At 71.7% G+C, this 15715-nt stretch carries 14 protein-coding genes; 10 read left to right on the top strand and 4 right to left on the bottom strand.

Features of this window, described 5'->3' with window-relative positions; all coding sequences use genetic code 11:
• The first annotated feature begins 1105 nt into the window (after positions 1-1105).
• Positions 1106-2056, top strand: a complete 951-nt coding sequence (locus ABD353_RS19155) for an RNA-binding protein (protein WP_344624851.1) — start codon at positions 1106-1108, stop codon at positions 2054-2056.
• Between the two features lie 473 nt (positions 2057-2529).
• On the opposite strand, the gene ABD353_RS19150 is transcribed toward ABD353_RS19155, so the two are convergent.
• Positions 2530-3258, bottom strand: coding sequence for a class I SAM-dependent methyltransferase (locus tag ABD353_RS19150; RefSeq protein WP_344624850.1), 729 nt, complete (start codon positions 3256-3258; stop codon positions 2530-2532).
• A gap of 456 nt (positions 3259-3714) precedes the next feature.
• Here ABD353_RS19150 and ABD353_RS19145 point away from each other — a divergent pair, with 456 nt between their 5' ends.
• The 4 genes from ABD353_RS19145 (at position 3715) to ABD353_RS19130 (ending at position 6595) form a co-directional block, all read left to right on the top strand.
• Positions 3715-4140, top strand: a complete 426-nt coding sequence (locus tag ABD353_RS19145; protein ID WP_344624849.1) for a hypothetical protein — start codon at positions 3715-3717, stop codon at positions 4138-4140.
• 65 nt (positions 4141-4205) lie between these two features.
• Entirely contained in the window at positions 4206-4718 is a 513-nt protein-coding gene (locus ABD353_RS19140) for a hypothetical protein (RefSeq protein ID WP_344624848.1), read from the top strand.
• Positions 4719-5333: 615 nt separating this feature from the next.
• Positions 5334-5777, top strand: coding sequence for an ATP-binding protein (locus ABD353_RS19135; protein ID WP_344624847.1), 444 nt, complete (start codon positions 5334-5336; stop codon positions 5775-5777).
• 140 nt (positions 5778-5917) lie between these two features.
• Entirely contained in the window at positions 5918-6595 is a 678-nt protein-coding gene (locus ABD353_RS19130) for a helix-turn-helix domain-containing protein (RefSeq protein WP_344624846.1), read from the top strand.
• A 529-nt stretch (positions 6596-7124) separates the two neighbouring features.
• Here ABD353_RS19130 and ABD353_RS19125 read toward each other — a convergent pair.
• Complete coding sequence (locus tag ABD353_RS19125) at positions 7125-8048, bottom strand: quinone oxidoreductase family protein (RefSeq protein ID WP_344624845.1); 924 nt, start codon at positions 8046-8048, stop codon at positions 7125-7127.
• An 89-nt stretch (positions 8049-8137) separates the two neighbouring features.
• On the opposite strand from ABD353_RS19125, the gene ABD353_RS19120 reads away from it, so the two are divergent.
• Together ABD353_RS19120 and ABD353_RS19115 are read left to right on the top strand one after the other, a co-directional pair.
• The gene (locus ABD353_RS19120; RefSeq protein WP_344624844.1) at positions 8138-8581 is read left to right on the top strand and encodes a MarR family winged helix-turn-helix transcriptional regulator; all 444 of its coding nucleotides are present in this window, start codon (positions 8138-8140) and stop codon (positions 8579-8581) included.
• Between the two features lie 538 nt (positions 8582-9119).
• Complete coding sequence (locus ABD353_RS19115; RefSeq protein ID WP_344624843.1) at positions 9120-9344, top strand: hypothetical protein; 225 nt, start codon at positions 9120-9122, stop codon at positions 9342-9344.
• A gap of 535 nt (positions 9345-9879) precedes the next feature.
• Here the strand turns inward: ABD353_RS19115 and ABD353_RS19110 are convergent.
• Positions 9880-12183 (bottom strand): HelD family protein, encoded by a 2304-nt coding sequence (locus ABD353_RS19110; RefSeq protein WP_425555199.1) that lies wholly within the window; start codon positions 12181-12183, stop codon positions 9880-9882.
• A gap of 467 nt (positions 12184-12650) precedes the next feature.
• Positions 12651-13220, bottom strand: coding sequence for a TetR/AcrR family transcriptional regulator (locus tag ABD353_RS19105; protein ID WP_344624842.1), 570 nt, complete (start codon positions 13218-13220; stop codon positions 12651-12653).
• A 68-nt stretch (positions 13221-13288) separates the two neighbouring features.
• Here ABD353_RS19105 and ABD353_RS19100 point away from each other — a divergent pair, with 68 nt between their 5' ends.
• The 3 genes from ABD353_RS19100 to ABD353_RS19090 all read left to right on the top strand — a co-directional run bounded on the left by ABD353_RS19100 (position 13289) and on the right by ABD353_RS19090 (position 15700).
• Positions 13289-14461: an FAD-dependent monooxygenase gene (locus ABD353_RS19100; RefSeq protein WP_344624841.1), complete on the top strand. Its 1173-nt coding sequence runs from the start codon at positions 13289-13291 to the stop codon at positions 14459-14461.
• Positions 14462-15314: 853 nt separating this feature from the next.
• The gene (locus ABD353_RS19095; protein WP_344624840.1) at positions 15315-15479 is read left to right on the top strand and encodes a hypothetical protein; all 165 of its coding nucleotides are present in this window, start codon (positions 15315-15317) and stop codon (positions 15477-15479) included.
• On the top strand, positions 15476-15700 hold the full coding sequence (locus tag ABD353_RS19090; RefSeq protein ID WP_344624839.1) for a hypothetical protein: 225 nt from the start codon (positions 15476-15478) through the stop codon (positions 15698-15700). Before ABD353_RS19095 ends, ABD353_RS19090 begins: the two co-directional genes overlap by 4 nt.
• Positions 15701-15715 lie beyond the last annotated feature (15 nt).

The following is a 15715-nucleotide window of genomic DNA, read 5'->3' as shown; positions in this document are numbered from 1 at the left end:
GGGGATCGGCGTCCGGTTCCCGCCAGTGGGGCGCCTGGGAGGAGTACGACCAGGACGTCCCCAGCTGGTTGGTCAGCCAGGTCGACGGGGACCTGCAGATCCCCGGTCTGCCGCTCCGGGTACGTGGAGGCTTCGCTCCAGAGACCTGAGCAGTGGTTCGGGGGGACGGTCCCGGTAGTGGTCACCGGGGTGACCGCAAGGTGATCAGTCCCGTTGGGCTTCGCGGGACGCCGCAGGGCCGGCCCGGCGGGTACATGCGCTTGGCGCAACACGGAGTGGAGCCGCCTGCTGCCGCTGGAGCGGTGTTGCCGCGCGACCCTCTACGGCGCGATGTCACCCTCCCAGCACATCCGCCCCGGATGTGCTGGCGACCAGCGGTACACGGAGAGGCCGCCCGGGTGAGTGCAGCGCTCGCCCGAGTCGAGTGCTACGCCGCCGGTGATTTCCGTGAGGGTGAGCGGGAGGACATCCAGATAGGAACCATCGAGGGGCCCGGCGAACAGTTCCATACGGCCTGCTCCCGGTTCGCTCCACAGTCCGGTGCCCGGTCCTCGTTCCGGCCCGTGCGGCTCGCTCCCGACCGGATCGGGCCACGCAGGCTTCATCGGCTCTCCGCCTTCCGCTCCAGCTGACACCGAGCGTCCTCCCCGTGTGTGCCCGTTGCGCCCGGAGCCGGTGTCCGGCTTCGGCGTCCTGTACAGGTCAAGCGCTGCGGACTTCTGAAGTGTCACGGGGTGGGTGGGTCCGGGCGTAGGTGCAGCGTGGTCAGGACGCGAAGGAGCGGGCGCTGGTGGACGGCGGCACTGCCCGCGCGGACCCGGCCGGGCTGATGCCGCGGCCGGGTGTCTTCGAAGACGCGAGGGCCGTGCGTCCCGAGCCGCACCTGAACAGCGCGACCCGGTGAATCTGGTTCAGCTGCTCGTCGCCGCCCCCGGCAGGGCTGTGAGGACGGCGGCTCCACCGGTACGCGCACCACTCTTCGGCCCAGGGCTCGGCACCGACCCGTCGGTGCCGGGCCGGTGTCGTTTCAGGACCGCGCGCTTCGGGACCAGAACTACGCTGGCACTCCTTTCACCCGTCCGATTTCACCCGTCCGAGGAGCAGCGTGCCGCCGTCCTTCGTGCACCGGATCACCAAATACGACCCCGCTGACCGTGACGAGCACGGCCACTACTGCGGCGCCGAGGACGCGGTCAGCGACCACGGACCTGTTGAAGCGGCCTACCTGGCGGCCGTCGCCGCCTTCGCGGAGGCGTCGGGCGTCGTCCGGTTGCAGATCCGTGAGCCGGGGGTCACCGGCGTCGTCCACTTCGGCGCGGAGCCGCCGGTTGACGGGCACGGCCTCGGCAGGCTCTTCCCGCCCGACCTCACCGGCTACCACGACGGGGCGGAGGTTTCCCTTCCGGTCGCCCTGGAACTGGTCCGGGCCATGCTCCGCGACCAGGGTGCCTGGTGCCGCCTGGAGGCCGGGGACGCCTTCACCGTGCACGTGGGGTGGGACCAGTACGTGTACGTCGGCAGCGCCCTGCCCTGCGCGGACGCCGTGGCCCGTGCCCGGGAGCTCGGCCTCTTTCCGGAACCGCTGACGGCTTCTCCCTACGCCGCCGAGTCCGACGAGGCGGAAGTGGCGGAGCCGGCCGACGAACCCTTCTGGACGCGCGTGCGCACGGCGCTGGCCTCGAGGCGGACGCTGCTCCTCGAGGAGACCTTCGTCCGTAACGCCTCACGCTGGCACCGCCTGACGCCGGAGAACCTCGACGAGGTGCGCACCGGGCTGGGCCCGCGCGCCCTGCTGACCGTTTGGCCCGGCCTGACTCCGGACGTCGGCGCGGTCCTTGCCGCGCTGCCCGAGGAGGGGTCGGTGGAGTTCGTCTGGCAGGCGCAGGACGGGACGATCACCCATGCGATCGTCGACGACAGCGAGTACCGGGAGCTCGCCGCCCACGTGGCCGATGCACGAGCGGCTTCCGCCCTGCCCCTGCACCTCGACGCACGCCACCCGCTGCTGTGTGCTGTCCTGCCGGACAGCGACGGTGTGGTGCGCGCCCGCTGGTGACCCGGTTGCTCCAGGCACCGCTGCTGCAGGTGGATCGCGTCGATCGCGGGCCGGTGGGCGGTGCTGTTGAACGGACCAGGCGGTCCCGCCGTGGCGGCGGACCGTCTTCCAGTCGGCCGAGTCCTGGCCTGCGTGCCCGCCGGAGCAGTTGACCCGCTGGTCGGAGCCGGACGAACCGCACCCCGCCGTGGCCGGCGGGAACCCACCAGAGGCGACCCGGAGACCGCGGGAGTGGGACACCGGCCCATGGCCGTCCAGCGGGCTGTGAGAACGGCCGCCCCCGTGCACCACGCTCCGGCCCGGGGCCCTTCACCGACCCAACGGCGCCCTGCCCTTTGTCGTTTCAGGGCCGCACGCCTTCCGGGCGCTGCACTGCCCTCGCCGTTCGGACATGCCCGAGTTCGGCCGCAGTGTTCTCCACCGGGAGCAACGGATGCAACTGCCATGAGCGTGCCGGGGGCTCTGGCCGGGAATCAGGCCCGCCGCATCCGGTAGACGCAGGTCCGGTAGGGCATCTCGACGCTGTCGCGGCCGGCCAGGGCCGGGTCGGTGGCGGCCAACTCGCCGATCTCCCGGTCCAAGCGGGCCTGCTCGGCGGCGTCGGCGGTCAGGTAGGAGGAGCGGGACCGGACCAGGTCGATCAGCCGGTCCGTCGGGACGGTCACGGTGTGCTCGATCAGGCCGCGTTCGGGTTCGGTGAACCACGGCGTCACCGGCCCGTACTGCCAGGCGCTCTCCAGACCGTACCCCTCGCTGCCGGCGATGCCGGAAAGCGCGGCCACCCACGGGGTCCGGTCGTCACGGATGTTCCACAGCGCGGCGAAGACGCCGCCCTCGCGCAGCACCCGGTGGATCTGCGGCAGCGCGTCCTGCGGGGTGAACCAGTGGTAGGCCTGCCCGACCACGACGGCGTCGACGGACCCGTCCGGCAACGGGATGTCCTCGGCGCTGCCGGCGAGCACCCGCGTGCCCGGGTGGCGTTCGGCGGCCACGGCGCGCATCCGCTCGTCGGGCTCGACCGCGACCACCTCGTGGCCGGCGGCGCGCAACGCGCCGGCCAGTAGCCCCGTGCCCGCCCCCAGATCCAGGACACGCATCGGCGCGGCGCCGACGGCCCAGGCGACCGCCCGCACCGGGTAGGTGGGCCGGATCGAGTCGTAGAGATGGGCAGCGGAACCGAAGGACAGGGCAGAGGCGGACATGCCGGTGTACGTACCCGGATCCGGTCGGCAGCACCCGCGCGGCGCCAGTCCGAGCACGCGCCGATGGCTGCGGGCCGCGTGCCCCGTCACCCGAGCGGTTGGCGTTGGAGTACCGGCACAACCTGCACCCGCCCGGAACGACCCCTCACCCCGACTTCGCCGAAGCCCCGAGCCCCGGGTGGACTGCTTCGCCGGGCAGCTTCGAACAGCGGCGACTTCTTTCTCCGGAACACGAACCCCGCGGGACCACAGGAGTGGACGGTCACCGTCGCATCACGGAGCTCCGTTCGGTGGCACTGCACCGGCGGGGCAATCCAGTTCCTGGCCGACCTGGCCGACCTGGTCACCGGTGCGGTGGAGCCGTGGGCCCTGCCGTCGGTCGGCACCGACGTGGTGACATGGTGAACCACTCGGGTGGCAGCCCCGACTATCGGCGCAGATGTACAGGACGACCTCGTGAGCCTGCGCTTCGAGATGGTCTTCTCCTGCTTTCTGCGGGATGACACGCCGGAGCCAGTCCTGGACATCCTCCGCTGGCACATGGGCCTGTGCACCGACCGCGACCGCACGCCAGCCGGTGAGGCCGGTGAGGCCGATGAGCATCCCCATCCTCTGCTGACGCCGGGCTCGGACGACCACACATATCTGGCCGGCGGCGAGTTCGCCCGCATGCTGCGCCAGTCCCGCGGCTCCCGGCATGCCCGGGGGCTGTTCGTCCTGGTGGTCTGGCTGGACGACCTGGACGACATGCTGGAGGGGCTCGCACCCATCCTCGAACTTCTGGCGCCGCACGTCGACGAGCCGGGTTATGGCGGCTACTTCCGCGAGGAATTCGACGTCATGCCCTCCAGCTTCATGTTCCACGGCGGGTGGGACGTATGACGTGACCGGGCCGGATCGGATACCGACATGAGCTCCGATAGCCTTTGCCCGTGGCTGGTGCTTCGTTGCGATTCCTGATCGATGCCGATCACGGGCAGTTCTACGTCCAAGACCTTGAGCCGTACGACGCCTGGATGGACGAGCACGCCACGGATCCGGACCTGCCGCCGGCAGGCTGGACTCGCGAGGCAGTCCACATCCATCGCATCGGGGTCGAACCCCACTCGATCTCCGTCGGAACAGCCCGCGACGACCTCGTCGAGTCACTGATCACCCTTCACATGTCCGCGCCCGCGGTGGAGTCGACGGCGGAACACGTCGTCGAGGCCGACCTCCACGTATTGTCGGGCGTCCTCACGGTGTCCAGCCCGGGAGTTGACCCGGCCGACGGACCGAGCCTGGCCGTGCCGACCGGGCTACTACGCGCCCGGGTCTCCTACGTCCCGTCCCGGCCGCCGGTCGTCGACACCAACGGCGGCCCCGGTGACCACTTCCTCTACCGGATCGACCTCTGGCCGACAGACCGGGCCTCCGACCTTCTCGTCATGAGGCAGGGGCCCAGTCCATGGGCAGGGTAGGTCTTCTGCTGCCATCCGGACGCCCGTCGTTCCCGTGACAAGACGCGCACACTGCGGGTGCCCTCGGCGAGCATCCGGCGAGGCTGTTCGTCCTGGATTCGTGAGTGGTGCAGGGCGCCGGCGAGAGCCTCGTTGCTTTCCTCGGCTGCCTGATCTCTTTCGCATCACCGCCCCAGCCCCGGTGGCCGTTGCCGGTGGACCGGCGGCGTATGCGGCGGCCCCTCGCTCTGTCTCGCCCTCCGCTGCCGGATGGATGGAGCAACCGCCGATTTGCGGAGGGAGTGGACGTTCCACACATTGTGCCCGCTGCTCGCCGTGCCTGGAGGCCTTTATGTGCGAGGTGCAGCAGGTAGTGGACGAAGGATTCCGAAGCATCCGTAGGCCTCACGCGGGGATGCCAAGGATTCACCGCGAACCGCAACCGTGGTCCGGCGCCGTACGTCCTTCGCGGTACAGCGATATGCGTGACCAGTGCCAGCCACTCCCCGGCCGTTGAGGCGTCGGGCCCGACCGGCCCGCCGATTCTCCGGACATCCGAGCCGGCCCCTGACGGGAAGCGGTTGTCCCTGCCTCACCTCGCGGAACACCGACTCGTGCGTTCACCGCGAACGGGAGATGGCCGACATGACTTCCACACGATCAACCGCGGCTGTAACCCGTAGCGGTCAGGCGAGCGCAATCGGCGAAAAGGCGGTCTGCACGCTGGCCGCTTCCGCGGAGGCCGCGCCGAAGTTCCGCAGCTTCGTCCGGGCAGCGGGCACCCGCTGGAACCTCCCCGGAGAGGCCGAGGACGCACTGATGGTCATCGCCAGCGAACTGGCGACCAATTCCTATCTGCACAGCGGCAGTGCCGATGTGTGGTTGATGCTCCGCAACGGGCCGGAATTCATCGAAATCGAAGTCGCGGACCAGGGCAGCTGGAAGCGTTCCGGTTGCGGGAGCCGGTCCCGATTCGCCACCCACGGCCGCGGCCTGGGGATCATCGACGCCTACGCTGCGAGTGTCAGCATCCAACGCGGCCTGGCGGGCACCCGTACGGTGGCGCGTGTCACGAAGTAGCTCGTCCCCACGGCGGGAACAGCGCCCGGTCGGATGCGCGTGTCTGTCGAGGCATGGGGGGCGCCTGCTCTGCCGGACAGGGATCGCCGCTCGGCTGGCATGCGGTACGCCGTCGCCGTCGGCAGCACACCGCCGGGCCGATGGCGCTTGCCGAGGTCACCACGGAGCCCGAGCTGCTGCCCGCCTCCCTGGTCGCCGAGACCGCCGGCCTGACGCCGGAAGACGCGGAGAAGCCATGGCGTCTCCTGGCCCGCGGGCCGGTCGACGAGGCGGCGGCGGACGTGTGGCGGAACACCTCCGACTGCGTCGACCGTCTCCTCGACAACCCGCCCTCCGCGGCCGGCCCCCTGCCGGCCGGTACCGCCGCCCGCCTGGTGGCCACCACCGCCCTCACCGTCTTCCCGACCACCCTCATGACCGGCGACGACGCACCCACCGACGGCGCGGACGCCACCCCCGACACCGTGCACCGCGCCGTGGCGTTCATCGAGGCCAACGCCGACCGGGACATCGGCCTGGCGCAGATCGTCGCGGCCGCGTGTGTCACGCCACGGGCGCTGCAGTACGCGTTCCGCCGACATCTGGACACCACCCCGCTCGCCTACCTGCGCCGGGTGCGCCTGGATGCCGCGCACGCCGAGTTGCCGGCCGCCGACCCGCGCACCGCCACGGTCACGGAGATCGCGATGCGGTGGGGGTTCGCCCACCCCGGCCACTTCGCCGCGCACTACCGCGGCGCCTACCGGAGCTTGCCCAGCACCACCCTCAACCAGCACCCTGACCGCTCATGGGCTCTGCCGGGTGCGGTCGCGCCCTGATGCTGACGGGCTTCCGGAGGCCAGCCACGCCCGCGGTCACCACCCCGGATTCCCGCATCGGTGTGGCCCGGCCGCGCGGGGGACGGCCGGGTCGCCCGACATCCTGGCCCGCGCTGTGCAGCGCTGCGGAGCGTCGTCCGAGGCCCGTCGCGTCGTGAGCGGATTCGGCGCGGGCCGGGGGACACGGATTCGAACCGACGGGGCAGGCGGGGCCGCGAACGTTGACCCGCGCCCGGAGGTTCATGGGCTTGGCGATGGTGCTGCTGGGGGTTCAAGTGGGCATCTCGGCGGACTCCACCATCGTGCGTGCTCATCGGCACGCGGACGGCGCTCGAACCGACCCGCCGCCGGTACCGGCCGCGTCAAAGGGGGACAGGCGCCGAAACGCCAGGACGAACCGCCGTGGCGGAGTCCGGTCCGCCGCTCGGCGGAAGTGGTGCACGAGGCGAGGGGCTGGGCCGGCCATCCGGCTCGCCAGATCACCCCGCCCATGCCCTGAACCAACATCACATGATCGGCCGGGCGGCTACTACGGGACAAGGACCACCTTGCCGAGGTTGCGGCGCTGCTCGACGAGCGTGTGGGCTCGGGCGGCGTCGACGAGGGGGATCTCCTCGTGCACGGTGGTGCGCAAGATGCCCGCGTCGCGCATCTGCCAGAGCTCGCGCAGCCAGCGGTCGTAGAGTTCGGGCTTGCCGACGGCGATGGCGCGCATCTGGAAGCCGATCATCGAGGCGCCGCGGACCAGGAGTTCGTACGCCTCGACCGTGCCGCCGCCGGAGCTGTAGGCGACCAGTCGGCCGCCCGTCGCGAGGGCCCGCACAGCGGGGCCGAGAAGGTCACCGCCGACACCGTCGAGGATCACGTCGTACGGGGCGCCCCAGTCGGCGTCCTCGTAGAGCACGACCTCGTCGGCGCCCAGCCCTCGGACGAAGTCGGCCTTGTCGGCGCTGCTGACGGCGGCGACCACGCGTGCCGCCCCGCCGGCCTTGGCGTACTGGAGGGCCAGCGTGCCCACACCGCTGGCCGCCGCCGTGACCAGCACCGACTCGCCGGGCCCTGTGCGCGCGGCCTCGTAGGCACCGCGCGCCACCAGTCCGCTGCGGACCAGCGCGACCGCCTCCACGGCAGTCGCGCCGTCCGGAATCGGGGAAGCCATGGCGGTGTCCAGGACCGCGAACTCGGCGTAGGCGTCCGCGAAGCACAGCCCGGTGACGCGGTCCCCCACGCTGAAGGGGGTGACTCCGGCACCCAGGGCGACGACCTTCCCGGCGACCTCGCCTCCGAACGGGACCGGCTTGCCGCCCTCCCGAACCTTGCGCACGGTGGGCAGGGTCACCCCGACCGCCTCGACCCGGATCAGAACCTCCCCGACACCTGCCTCGGGTCGGTCGACCTTCTCGACGAACAGCACTTCCGGCCCGCCGTTGACCTCATGGCGAATGCGCAGCACAGGACCTCCCCCGATCCGAACTCATTGGGCATCCCAACGATAGGGCGCATGTCATTGGGAAGTCCAACGACTTTGGATAGGGTGAGCCCATGACCACGGACCTCCAGCGCATCCAGGGCCTGCCCACGTGGCTCATCGGCCGTGTCGCGGCCCGAGGCCGGGGCATGGTCGCCGACGCGATCGCGGCGGAAGGGCTGAAGCTGATGCACCATGCGGTGCTGGCCGCCACCGCCGAGTACGGACCCGTCACCCAGGCCGACCTGGGCCGCCGACTGGCCGTCGATCCCAAGGACATGGTCGGCATCCTCAACCACCTCCAGAAGCAGGGCCTCGTCCTGCGTTCCCCCGACCTCTCCGACCGCCGCAAGAACGCCGTCACCGTCACCCCGGAGGGCGCAGCCGTCCTCTCCCGCTGCGGCACCCTGGCCGAAGCCGCCAACGCCGAACTGCTGGCACCACTCACCCAGGACGAGCAGGAACAACTGGTCGCCCTGCTGAACCGGCTCCACACAGCAACGGAGAGCCTGGACTGATCCCACATGATCGACGGGCAGCCCCTGGTGACGTGAGGCGGAGATTCGCCGGTAGTGGAGCTTCTCGGCAGTCAGTCCGCGAACCACCGCTCGACACCGCGACCGTTCCCTCACCTGCCCGTCACCGCGGTCCGAGGGCCTCCGCTGTCCGCGGAGAGAGGGCGACGAGGGCGCCGGCGACCCACCCGATCATCCGCGCCCCGGAGGAAGGCGCGGACACCGTCGTGCGGCTCGGCGCCGCACCCGAGGCCATGCACTCCACCGGCCTGCTGTGGCACGACCGCCGCCCCCGCCCCCCACCTACGCGCTCGGCGCCGGATCCGACAGCGACGCCGCCCGCCAGGAGCTGCGGGGCCACCTCACCGACCTGGCACCGGCGTCGGATCGTGACCGGCCGGCTCCACGGCCCTGTACGGGGAACCGATCGTGGTTACGTACCGGCCGACCTCGGCCAGAAGCAGCGTGTACCCGGCCGGGCAGGTGTCTCACCTTCCGCACGGCACTGCCATGGAGACGGGCACGAGCGAAGGGAGTACCTGTGAAGATCACTGCCAGGATTGCCCTCGGGCTGGCGGTTGTCGTCGGGTACGTCCTCGGACGACTGAAGAAGGGGCGGTGGGCGCTCGCCGTTGCGGGGTACCTGGCCGGACGGCGTCTCGATCCGCGGGAGCTCGTCTGCGAAGGCTTGCAGAAGTCGGGGGAGACGCTGCCCCAGCTCGCCTGGCTCGCTGGGCAGCGCCTGTCCGATGAGAGCACGTGCTGAACCTCAACGGCGTGCGGCACCCGATCGCTCTGCTCAGAGCGGTGACTCGCCGATCGTCCGCACGCTGCTGTCGAGTACGGGCGTGCCAGGCCGCTGCCCGTGTGCTCGGCCGCCACCGCCGTACGGCAACAGGGGCTACCACGCACCAAGGGGAGGCCCGGCGTTGTCCCGGGCGCACGGCAGTCCCCGATCCCTGACCGTCTCCCCGCCGTTCGGGCCGGGTCCGAGCTGCGTGACGGTCGCGGGGCGGCGGAGGGAAGCGTGACCTCACCGACGCCCCACGCCGAACCGTTGCGTCGCAGACTCCGGGGGAGGGTTCACGAACCGTCCGGCCGGGTGGTCATGCTGCCCCGGAACGTCCGGGTCGAGCAGCGCCCCGACCGTCCGCCAGGTGGCGGGGCGGGGCGTACCCCACCCGCCCCGCCACCCACCCCCGGTGCCGTGGCCCGAGCGTCATTCCGCTGCAGCAGCTCGGGTCCCGAGGCATGAACGACGGCCGAGCACCCGAGTGGTGTTCGGCGACACCCCCGTTCCGTCAGGTCGTGGTCGGCGCCTGCTCCTCCAGCTCCAGGCCTTCCGGCAGGGCCGCACTGTGCACCACGCCCAGCCGCTGCGTGGCGCGGGTCAGGGCGACGTAGAGCTCCGCGCGGCCGAAGTCGGCCGGTTCGACCACCAGCACGCTGTCGAACTCCAGGCCCTTCGCCTGCGTCGGCGAGAGCAGGACCAGCGGGCGGGCGAGGTCCGGCTCGGGCCCGGAGTCGGCGCCCGGCAGTGCTGCCGCCAGGTCGCCGAGCAGATGCTTCGGCGCCACCACGGCCAGCCGCCCGCCCGCGCCGTCCGCCGGGACGGGCTCCGCCGCCACGCACGCCGCCACCGCGTCGGCCAGCTCCGCCGCGTCCGCCACCCTCCGCGCCCACGGGCGGACCCCCGTGGACCGCACCGAGCGCGGCGGCCGGAAGCCCGGGTCCGTCGCCCGGACCACGCCCGCCGCGACCTCCATGATCTCGGCCGGGGTGCGGTAGTTGACGTCCAGCAGCACCCGCTCGAAGCGCTCGCCCACGTGCGGGCCCAGCGCGGCCGACCAGGTGCCGCAGCTGCCCGGCTCGGAGCTCTGCGCCGGGTCGCCGACCAGGGTCATCGAACGGGTCGGGCAGCGCCGCATCAGCAGCCGCCACAGCATCGGTGTCAGCTCCTGTGCCTCGTCGACGATGACGTGGCCGAAGGCCCAGGTCCGGTCCGCGGCCGCACGCTCCGCGGCGCTGCGCCCGTCCGCCTCCTCCTGACGGTCCGCCAGCCGTTCGGCGTCGATGAGGTCGTGGGCGGCCAGCTGCTCGGAGTCCTCGTCCTCGCGGTCGGCGAACTCGTGGCTGCGCGAGCCGTACGAGAGGTCCAGCACGCCCTGGGCGTAGGCGATGGCCTCCTGCCGCTGTGCCTCCTCCGCGGCGAGGCGGGCGGAGTCGTCCTCGCCGAGCAGTTCCGCCGCCTCGTCCAGCAGCGGCACGTCCGCGGGGGTCCACGGCCAGGCCGTGAAGGGACCGCACGGGGCGCGGCGGACGGCCGCGGCGTCGGCGTCCGGGAGGTGGGTGGGCTCCTCCAGGTAGTCGGCGACCAGTCGCTCCGGCGTCAGCAGTGGCCACAGCTCGTCGATCGCGGCGTGGACCTGTGCGCTGGCGGCGACGCCCTTGCCGATCAGTGCCCGGTCGTCGGCGCCGAGCAGGTTCGGGCCGCCGTAGGGGTCGGCGCCGATCCGCTCCACCAGTTGGTCGGTGAGCCCGTCGATGACGGCGAAGGCGAAGTGCGGCCTGGCGAGGTTGTGCGGCAGATGCGTCCTACGGGCGCGGTCGCGAGCGGCGGCGACCAGCTCGCGGTCCAGTACCAGCACGCCGTCCTCGTGGTCGATCCGCAGCTCCGGCCAGCCCGTGGCCTGCCGGTCGCGGAGGTGGGCGGCGAGGGCGTCCGCCATGGCGGCACCGCCCTTGACGGCCGCCGCCTCGGGCGTGTCCGTGCCGGTGGCGCGCACGCCGGGGAAGAGCTCGCCCGGGGTGGCCAGCAGCACCCCGGTCTCGCCCAGTGCGGGCAGTACCTGGCCGATGTAGCCGAGGAAGGTCGGGTTGGGCCCGACGATCAGCACCGCGCGCCGGGCCAGCAGCTCGCGGTGGGCGTAGAGCAGATAGGCGGCGCGGTGCAGGGCCACCGCCGTCTTCCCGGTGCCGGGACCGCCCTCGACGACCAGCACGCCGCGGTGCGGGGCGCGGATGATCCGGTCCTGCTCGGCCTGGATGGTCTGCACGATGTCGTGCATCCGGCCGGTGCGGGCGGCGTCCAGCGCGGCGAGCAGCACGGCGTCGGCGGTCGCGCCCTCGTGGCCGGTGCGTTCCGCGTCGTCGAGGTCGAGGATCTCGTCGTGCAGGGCGGTGACCCGGTTCCGCTCGGTGGTGATGTGACGCCGCCGGCGCAGGCCCATCGGCTCGTGTCCGGTGGCGAGGTAGAACGGGCGGGCGACGTCGGCGCGCCAGTCGACGACCAGCGGCGTCCGCTCCTCGTCGTCGGCGCGGATCCCGATCCGGCCGATGTGGTGGTCGGCCCCGTCCCGGAAGGCCAGCCGGCCGAAGCAGAGCCCGTGTTCCCCGGAGGAGTAGAGGGCCAGCAGTCCGCTCTGCTCGGCCACCAGCACGTCCCGCTCCAGCAGCATCTGGGCGTTGGTCGCGCCCTGTGCCAGTGCGGCGTCGACCCCGGCGGCGGCCCGTGCCTCCAGTTCGGCGAGGCGCCCGCAGAGCAGATCGATGAATTCCTGTTCCCGGAGAATTTCGCCGTTTGACAATTCCGCTCCCGCTCGCATATACTGACGCCATAAGGTTTCCGAGTTCATGTTTTCGGGTCGCTCCGAATGAACTCATGGAATCCACTAATCTACGAGGTAAATGTCCGGGACGCCAGTGCGCCCCGGTTTTTTTGTTGTGCGGGTGGCCGACCTTCATGTCGTGGCGGTCGTGGCGGTCGTGGCGGTCGTGGCGGTCGTGGCGCCCGGCGGCAGGCCTCGATCCGCCCGCCCGGCGGCACGGCCCGCAGTCGGCCGTGATCATGGTGGCGATGCCGATCTTCCGCTCGGAGCGTGCCGCAGCAGGGTGTTGAGCCAGGTGGGGTTCGCGCCCGGCGGCATGCCGATGGTGGCCGTGCCCGTGGCGGTGAAACGCGTGGCCACCGCGTCGGGGGGCTCTGGACGTGCTGCCGTTCGGGTGGGCCTGGGAATGCCGGGCCGTGGGGCGGGCGCGTCGTGCGTCCTCGCCTCGCAGCTGGACGGCTTCGTCAGGTGGGGGGACGGAGGCCTTGCAGCAGGACGGCGAGGTGGGCATCGATGAGCTCTTGGGAGAGGGGCCGGGTGCGGGCGATCGCGAAAGTGGTTCGGCCGATCAGACTGGTCGTGACAGCGGGAGCGATGTCGGACCGGATCGCGCCCTCGCGCTGAGCTCGTTCGACCATCTCCTCCATCACCCGGGCGAGGTCGCCGCGCAGGGCGGTGGTAGCGGGCATGTTCAGCTCCCCCAACTGGTCGCCGACGGCGTGGTGTGCGGCCTGGAAGGTGATCAGCTCGCGGAGGAAGAGGCCCAGGGCCTGTCTGGGTGCCGTCTCGGCGAGCAGGTCGCGGCCCCGTCGGACGACCGGGGCGAGCAGGCCGGAGACGGCTGCGTCGAGGAGGGCGTCCTTGCCGCCGAACGTGCGCACGACGGTGGCTGCTCCCAGCCCTGCTTGCTTGGCGATGGTCTCGACGGTGAGGGGTGTGCCGGGCTCGGCCAGCAGCGCGGTTGCCGCGTCGAGTGCGAGCCGGCGGTTGCGCAGGGCGTCGGCCCGGCGCGGAGTTCCGGAGGACGTTGACAAGTGAAACGCACCTTCCACATAATCTAATGGAACGTCAATTCCACTTAGCTTAGCGGGAGGGGCTGCGGATGAACGAGCGGATCCTGATCTGCGGAGGGAGCATCGCCGGGCTGGCCCTGGCGCACTGGCTGACCCGGTACGGCTTCCGCACCACGGTGGTCGAGCGCGCTCCCGCGCTGCGCACCGGCGGCAACGGGGTGGACGTGCGCGCCCAGGCCGTCGAGGTCGCCGAGCGGATGGGGATCATGTCCCGGGTCCGTGAGCTGGCCACCGATGTCCGAGGAATGAAGTTCGTCGACTCCTCGGACCGGGCCGTCGCCCGGGTCGACACACTGGATCCCGCCTCCGTGGAGATCATGCGAGGCGACCTCGTCGCGTTGCTGGACGAAGTGACCGACACCGAGTACCTCTTCAACGACTCCGTCCGTCGTCTGGAGCAGGACGACGACGGGGTGCTCGTCACCTTCGAACAGGCGCCCGCCCGCCGCTTCCACCTGGTCGTCGGCGCCGACGGGATGCACTCCACCGTCCGCCGGCTCGCCTTCGGGCCGGAGGAACGGTTCGTCCGCTTCAAAGACCACTACTTCGCCTTCGCGAACGCCGACGCCTCCCTCGGCGAGGACCGGTGGGTGACGATGTTCAACACTCCGGGCCGCATGACCGGGATCTACCGCTCCGGGAATCATGCCCAGGCCAAGGCCTACTTCATGTTCCGCTCCGTACCGCTGAAGTACGACCACCGAGATGTCGCGGAGCACAAGCGCCTGATCGGCGAACGCTTCGCCGGAGACGGGGCGTGGCGGATCCGGGAACTCCTCGACTCGGCTCTCGCCGACCCGGAGTTCTACTTCGACGCCCTCGGGCAGGTCAGGATGACGTCCTGGCACAACGGCCGAATCGCGCTCGTCGGGGACGCCGCCTGGTGCGCGTCCCCCGCGTCGGGCGCCGGCGCGGAACTGGCACTGGTCGGCGCCTACCGCCTGGCCGGCGAGCTGGCCGCCGCGGACGGCGACCACCGCACGGCTTTTCGCCGCTATCACACCGTCCACCGCCCGCTGGTCGACCGGAAGCAGCAGATCGGGCCCAACGTCCGCATCATGATCCCCAAGACCGCCGGCGGCCGGTTCGTCCGCGACGCCGTCGCCCGCCTCCCACTCATGAACGCGATCGGCGGACTGGACCGTCGCCTGCAGGCGAGGAACACCGCTTCCCTTCCGGACTACCGGCACCCGCGGCCGTAGCCCACCCGCCGCCACATCCCGCGACCGGCACGCCATCGGGTCCGGGCCGGCGAAGCCGACGCCTGCTGCTGAAGAATTCCCGGTTCCTCGCGTGCTGCCCACCAGCGCCATCCAGGCCACGCGGTGCGCGGCCGATCACCACAGACGGACGACTCGCGCCGCACACGGAAGGTTCAACGGTGACGTCCCAGCCGTCACCCGAGGGTGACGGCCCATCAAGACCCCACAGAGACGAGCTGCGCGCCCGTTGGCGACCCGCTTGCTTTCGGGTCCGCTGCAGCAGATGCCCACTTTCTCGATCTCCGGTCCGTTCCCGCGAACAGGGCCACCCCGGGCGCCCGGCGGCGACGAGCGGCCCGCGGCAGCTTGCGCCCGCCGTGCCCGGCTGCTCCTCCGGCAGGAGCCGGACGAACCGCGCACCGCCGTGCCGGCCGGCGCCCACGCGCACCTCCGCGATCGGCAACGGTTCGGCCGCCATCCGCACGCGGGCCTGCCCGGCAGGTGCCGGGCGGATCCGGCCGGCGACCGCGGCGGCGACCCGGTGGGCCTGCGCGGTGGTGAGCCGCGGCGGGGTGACCTCCTGCCGGCCGTCCGGCAGCCCCACGAGCACCGCCTCCGGCCGGGCGAGCGTGCCGGTGACACCGGCGACGTGGCAGTCGACCGTCTCCGCGTGCCGCACCTTGACCCACGCCCCCGGCGCCGTCCCGCGGGACGTGCGGTACACGGTGTCCGGCCGCTTCGCGCACACCCCCCCTCGACGCCGAGCGGCTCCGGGTCGCGGTACCACTGCTGCGCCTCGGCGAGGGAGCGGGTCTCCACGGTCTGCTGGATCCGGGGGCGGGGGAGAGGTCTCATGTCCGTCGACAACCGGCCACCCGCCTGGCCCAGACCCGAAGCTGCCCGCCGGTCCATCGGGATCGCCCATGGCAAGGGCGGGGAGATCGCCTCGAACCGGCGCGACGAGCAGGAGATGTTCATGCTGTGCCTGCGCATCCTCCAGTCCGCCTGGTCTACGTGAACACCCTCATGCTTCAGGACATCCTCGGCGAACCGGAGTGGGCCGGACTCCTCACGCCTGCCGATCGGCGTGGCCTGACCCCGCTGTTCTGGTCGCACGTGCGTCCGTACGGGGAGGCCAACCTCGACATGGACACCCGCCTCGACCTTGCTGCGGTCAAGCTTCCGGGGCACCGAGTTGAGACGGATGCCGCCGACCAACAGTCATCTGAACCTGCGTGAATTGTGATGAGGTCG

Origin of the sequence: Kitasatospora arboriphila (assembly GCF_039528095.1) — a bacterium.
In the GTDB taxonomy this organism is placed as follows: Bacteria; Actinomycetota; Actinomycetes; order Streptomycetales; family Streptomycetaceae; genus Kitasatospora; species Kitasatospora arboriphila.
This window is presented reverse-complemented; position numbering and strand designations above follow the sequence as displayed.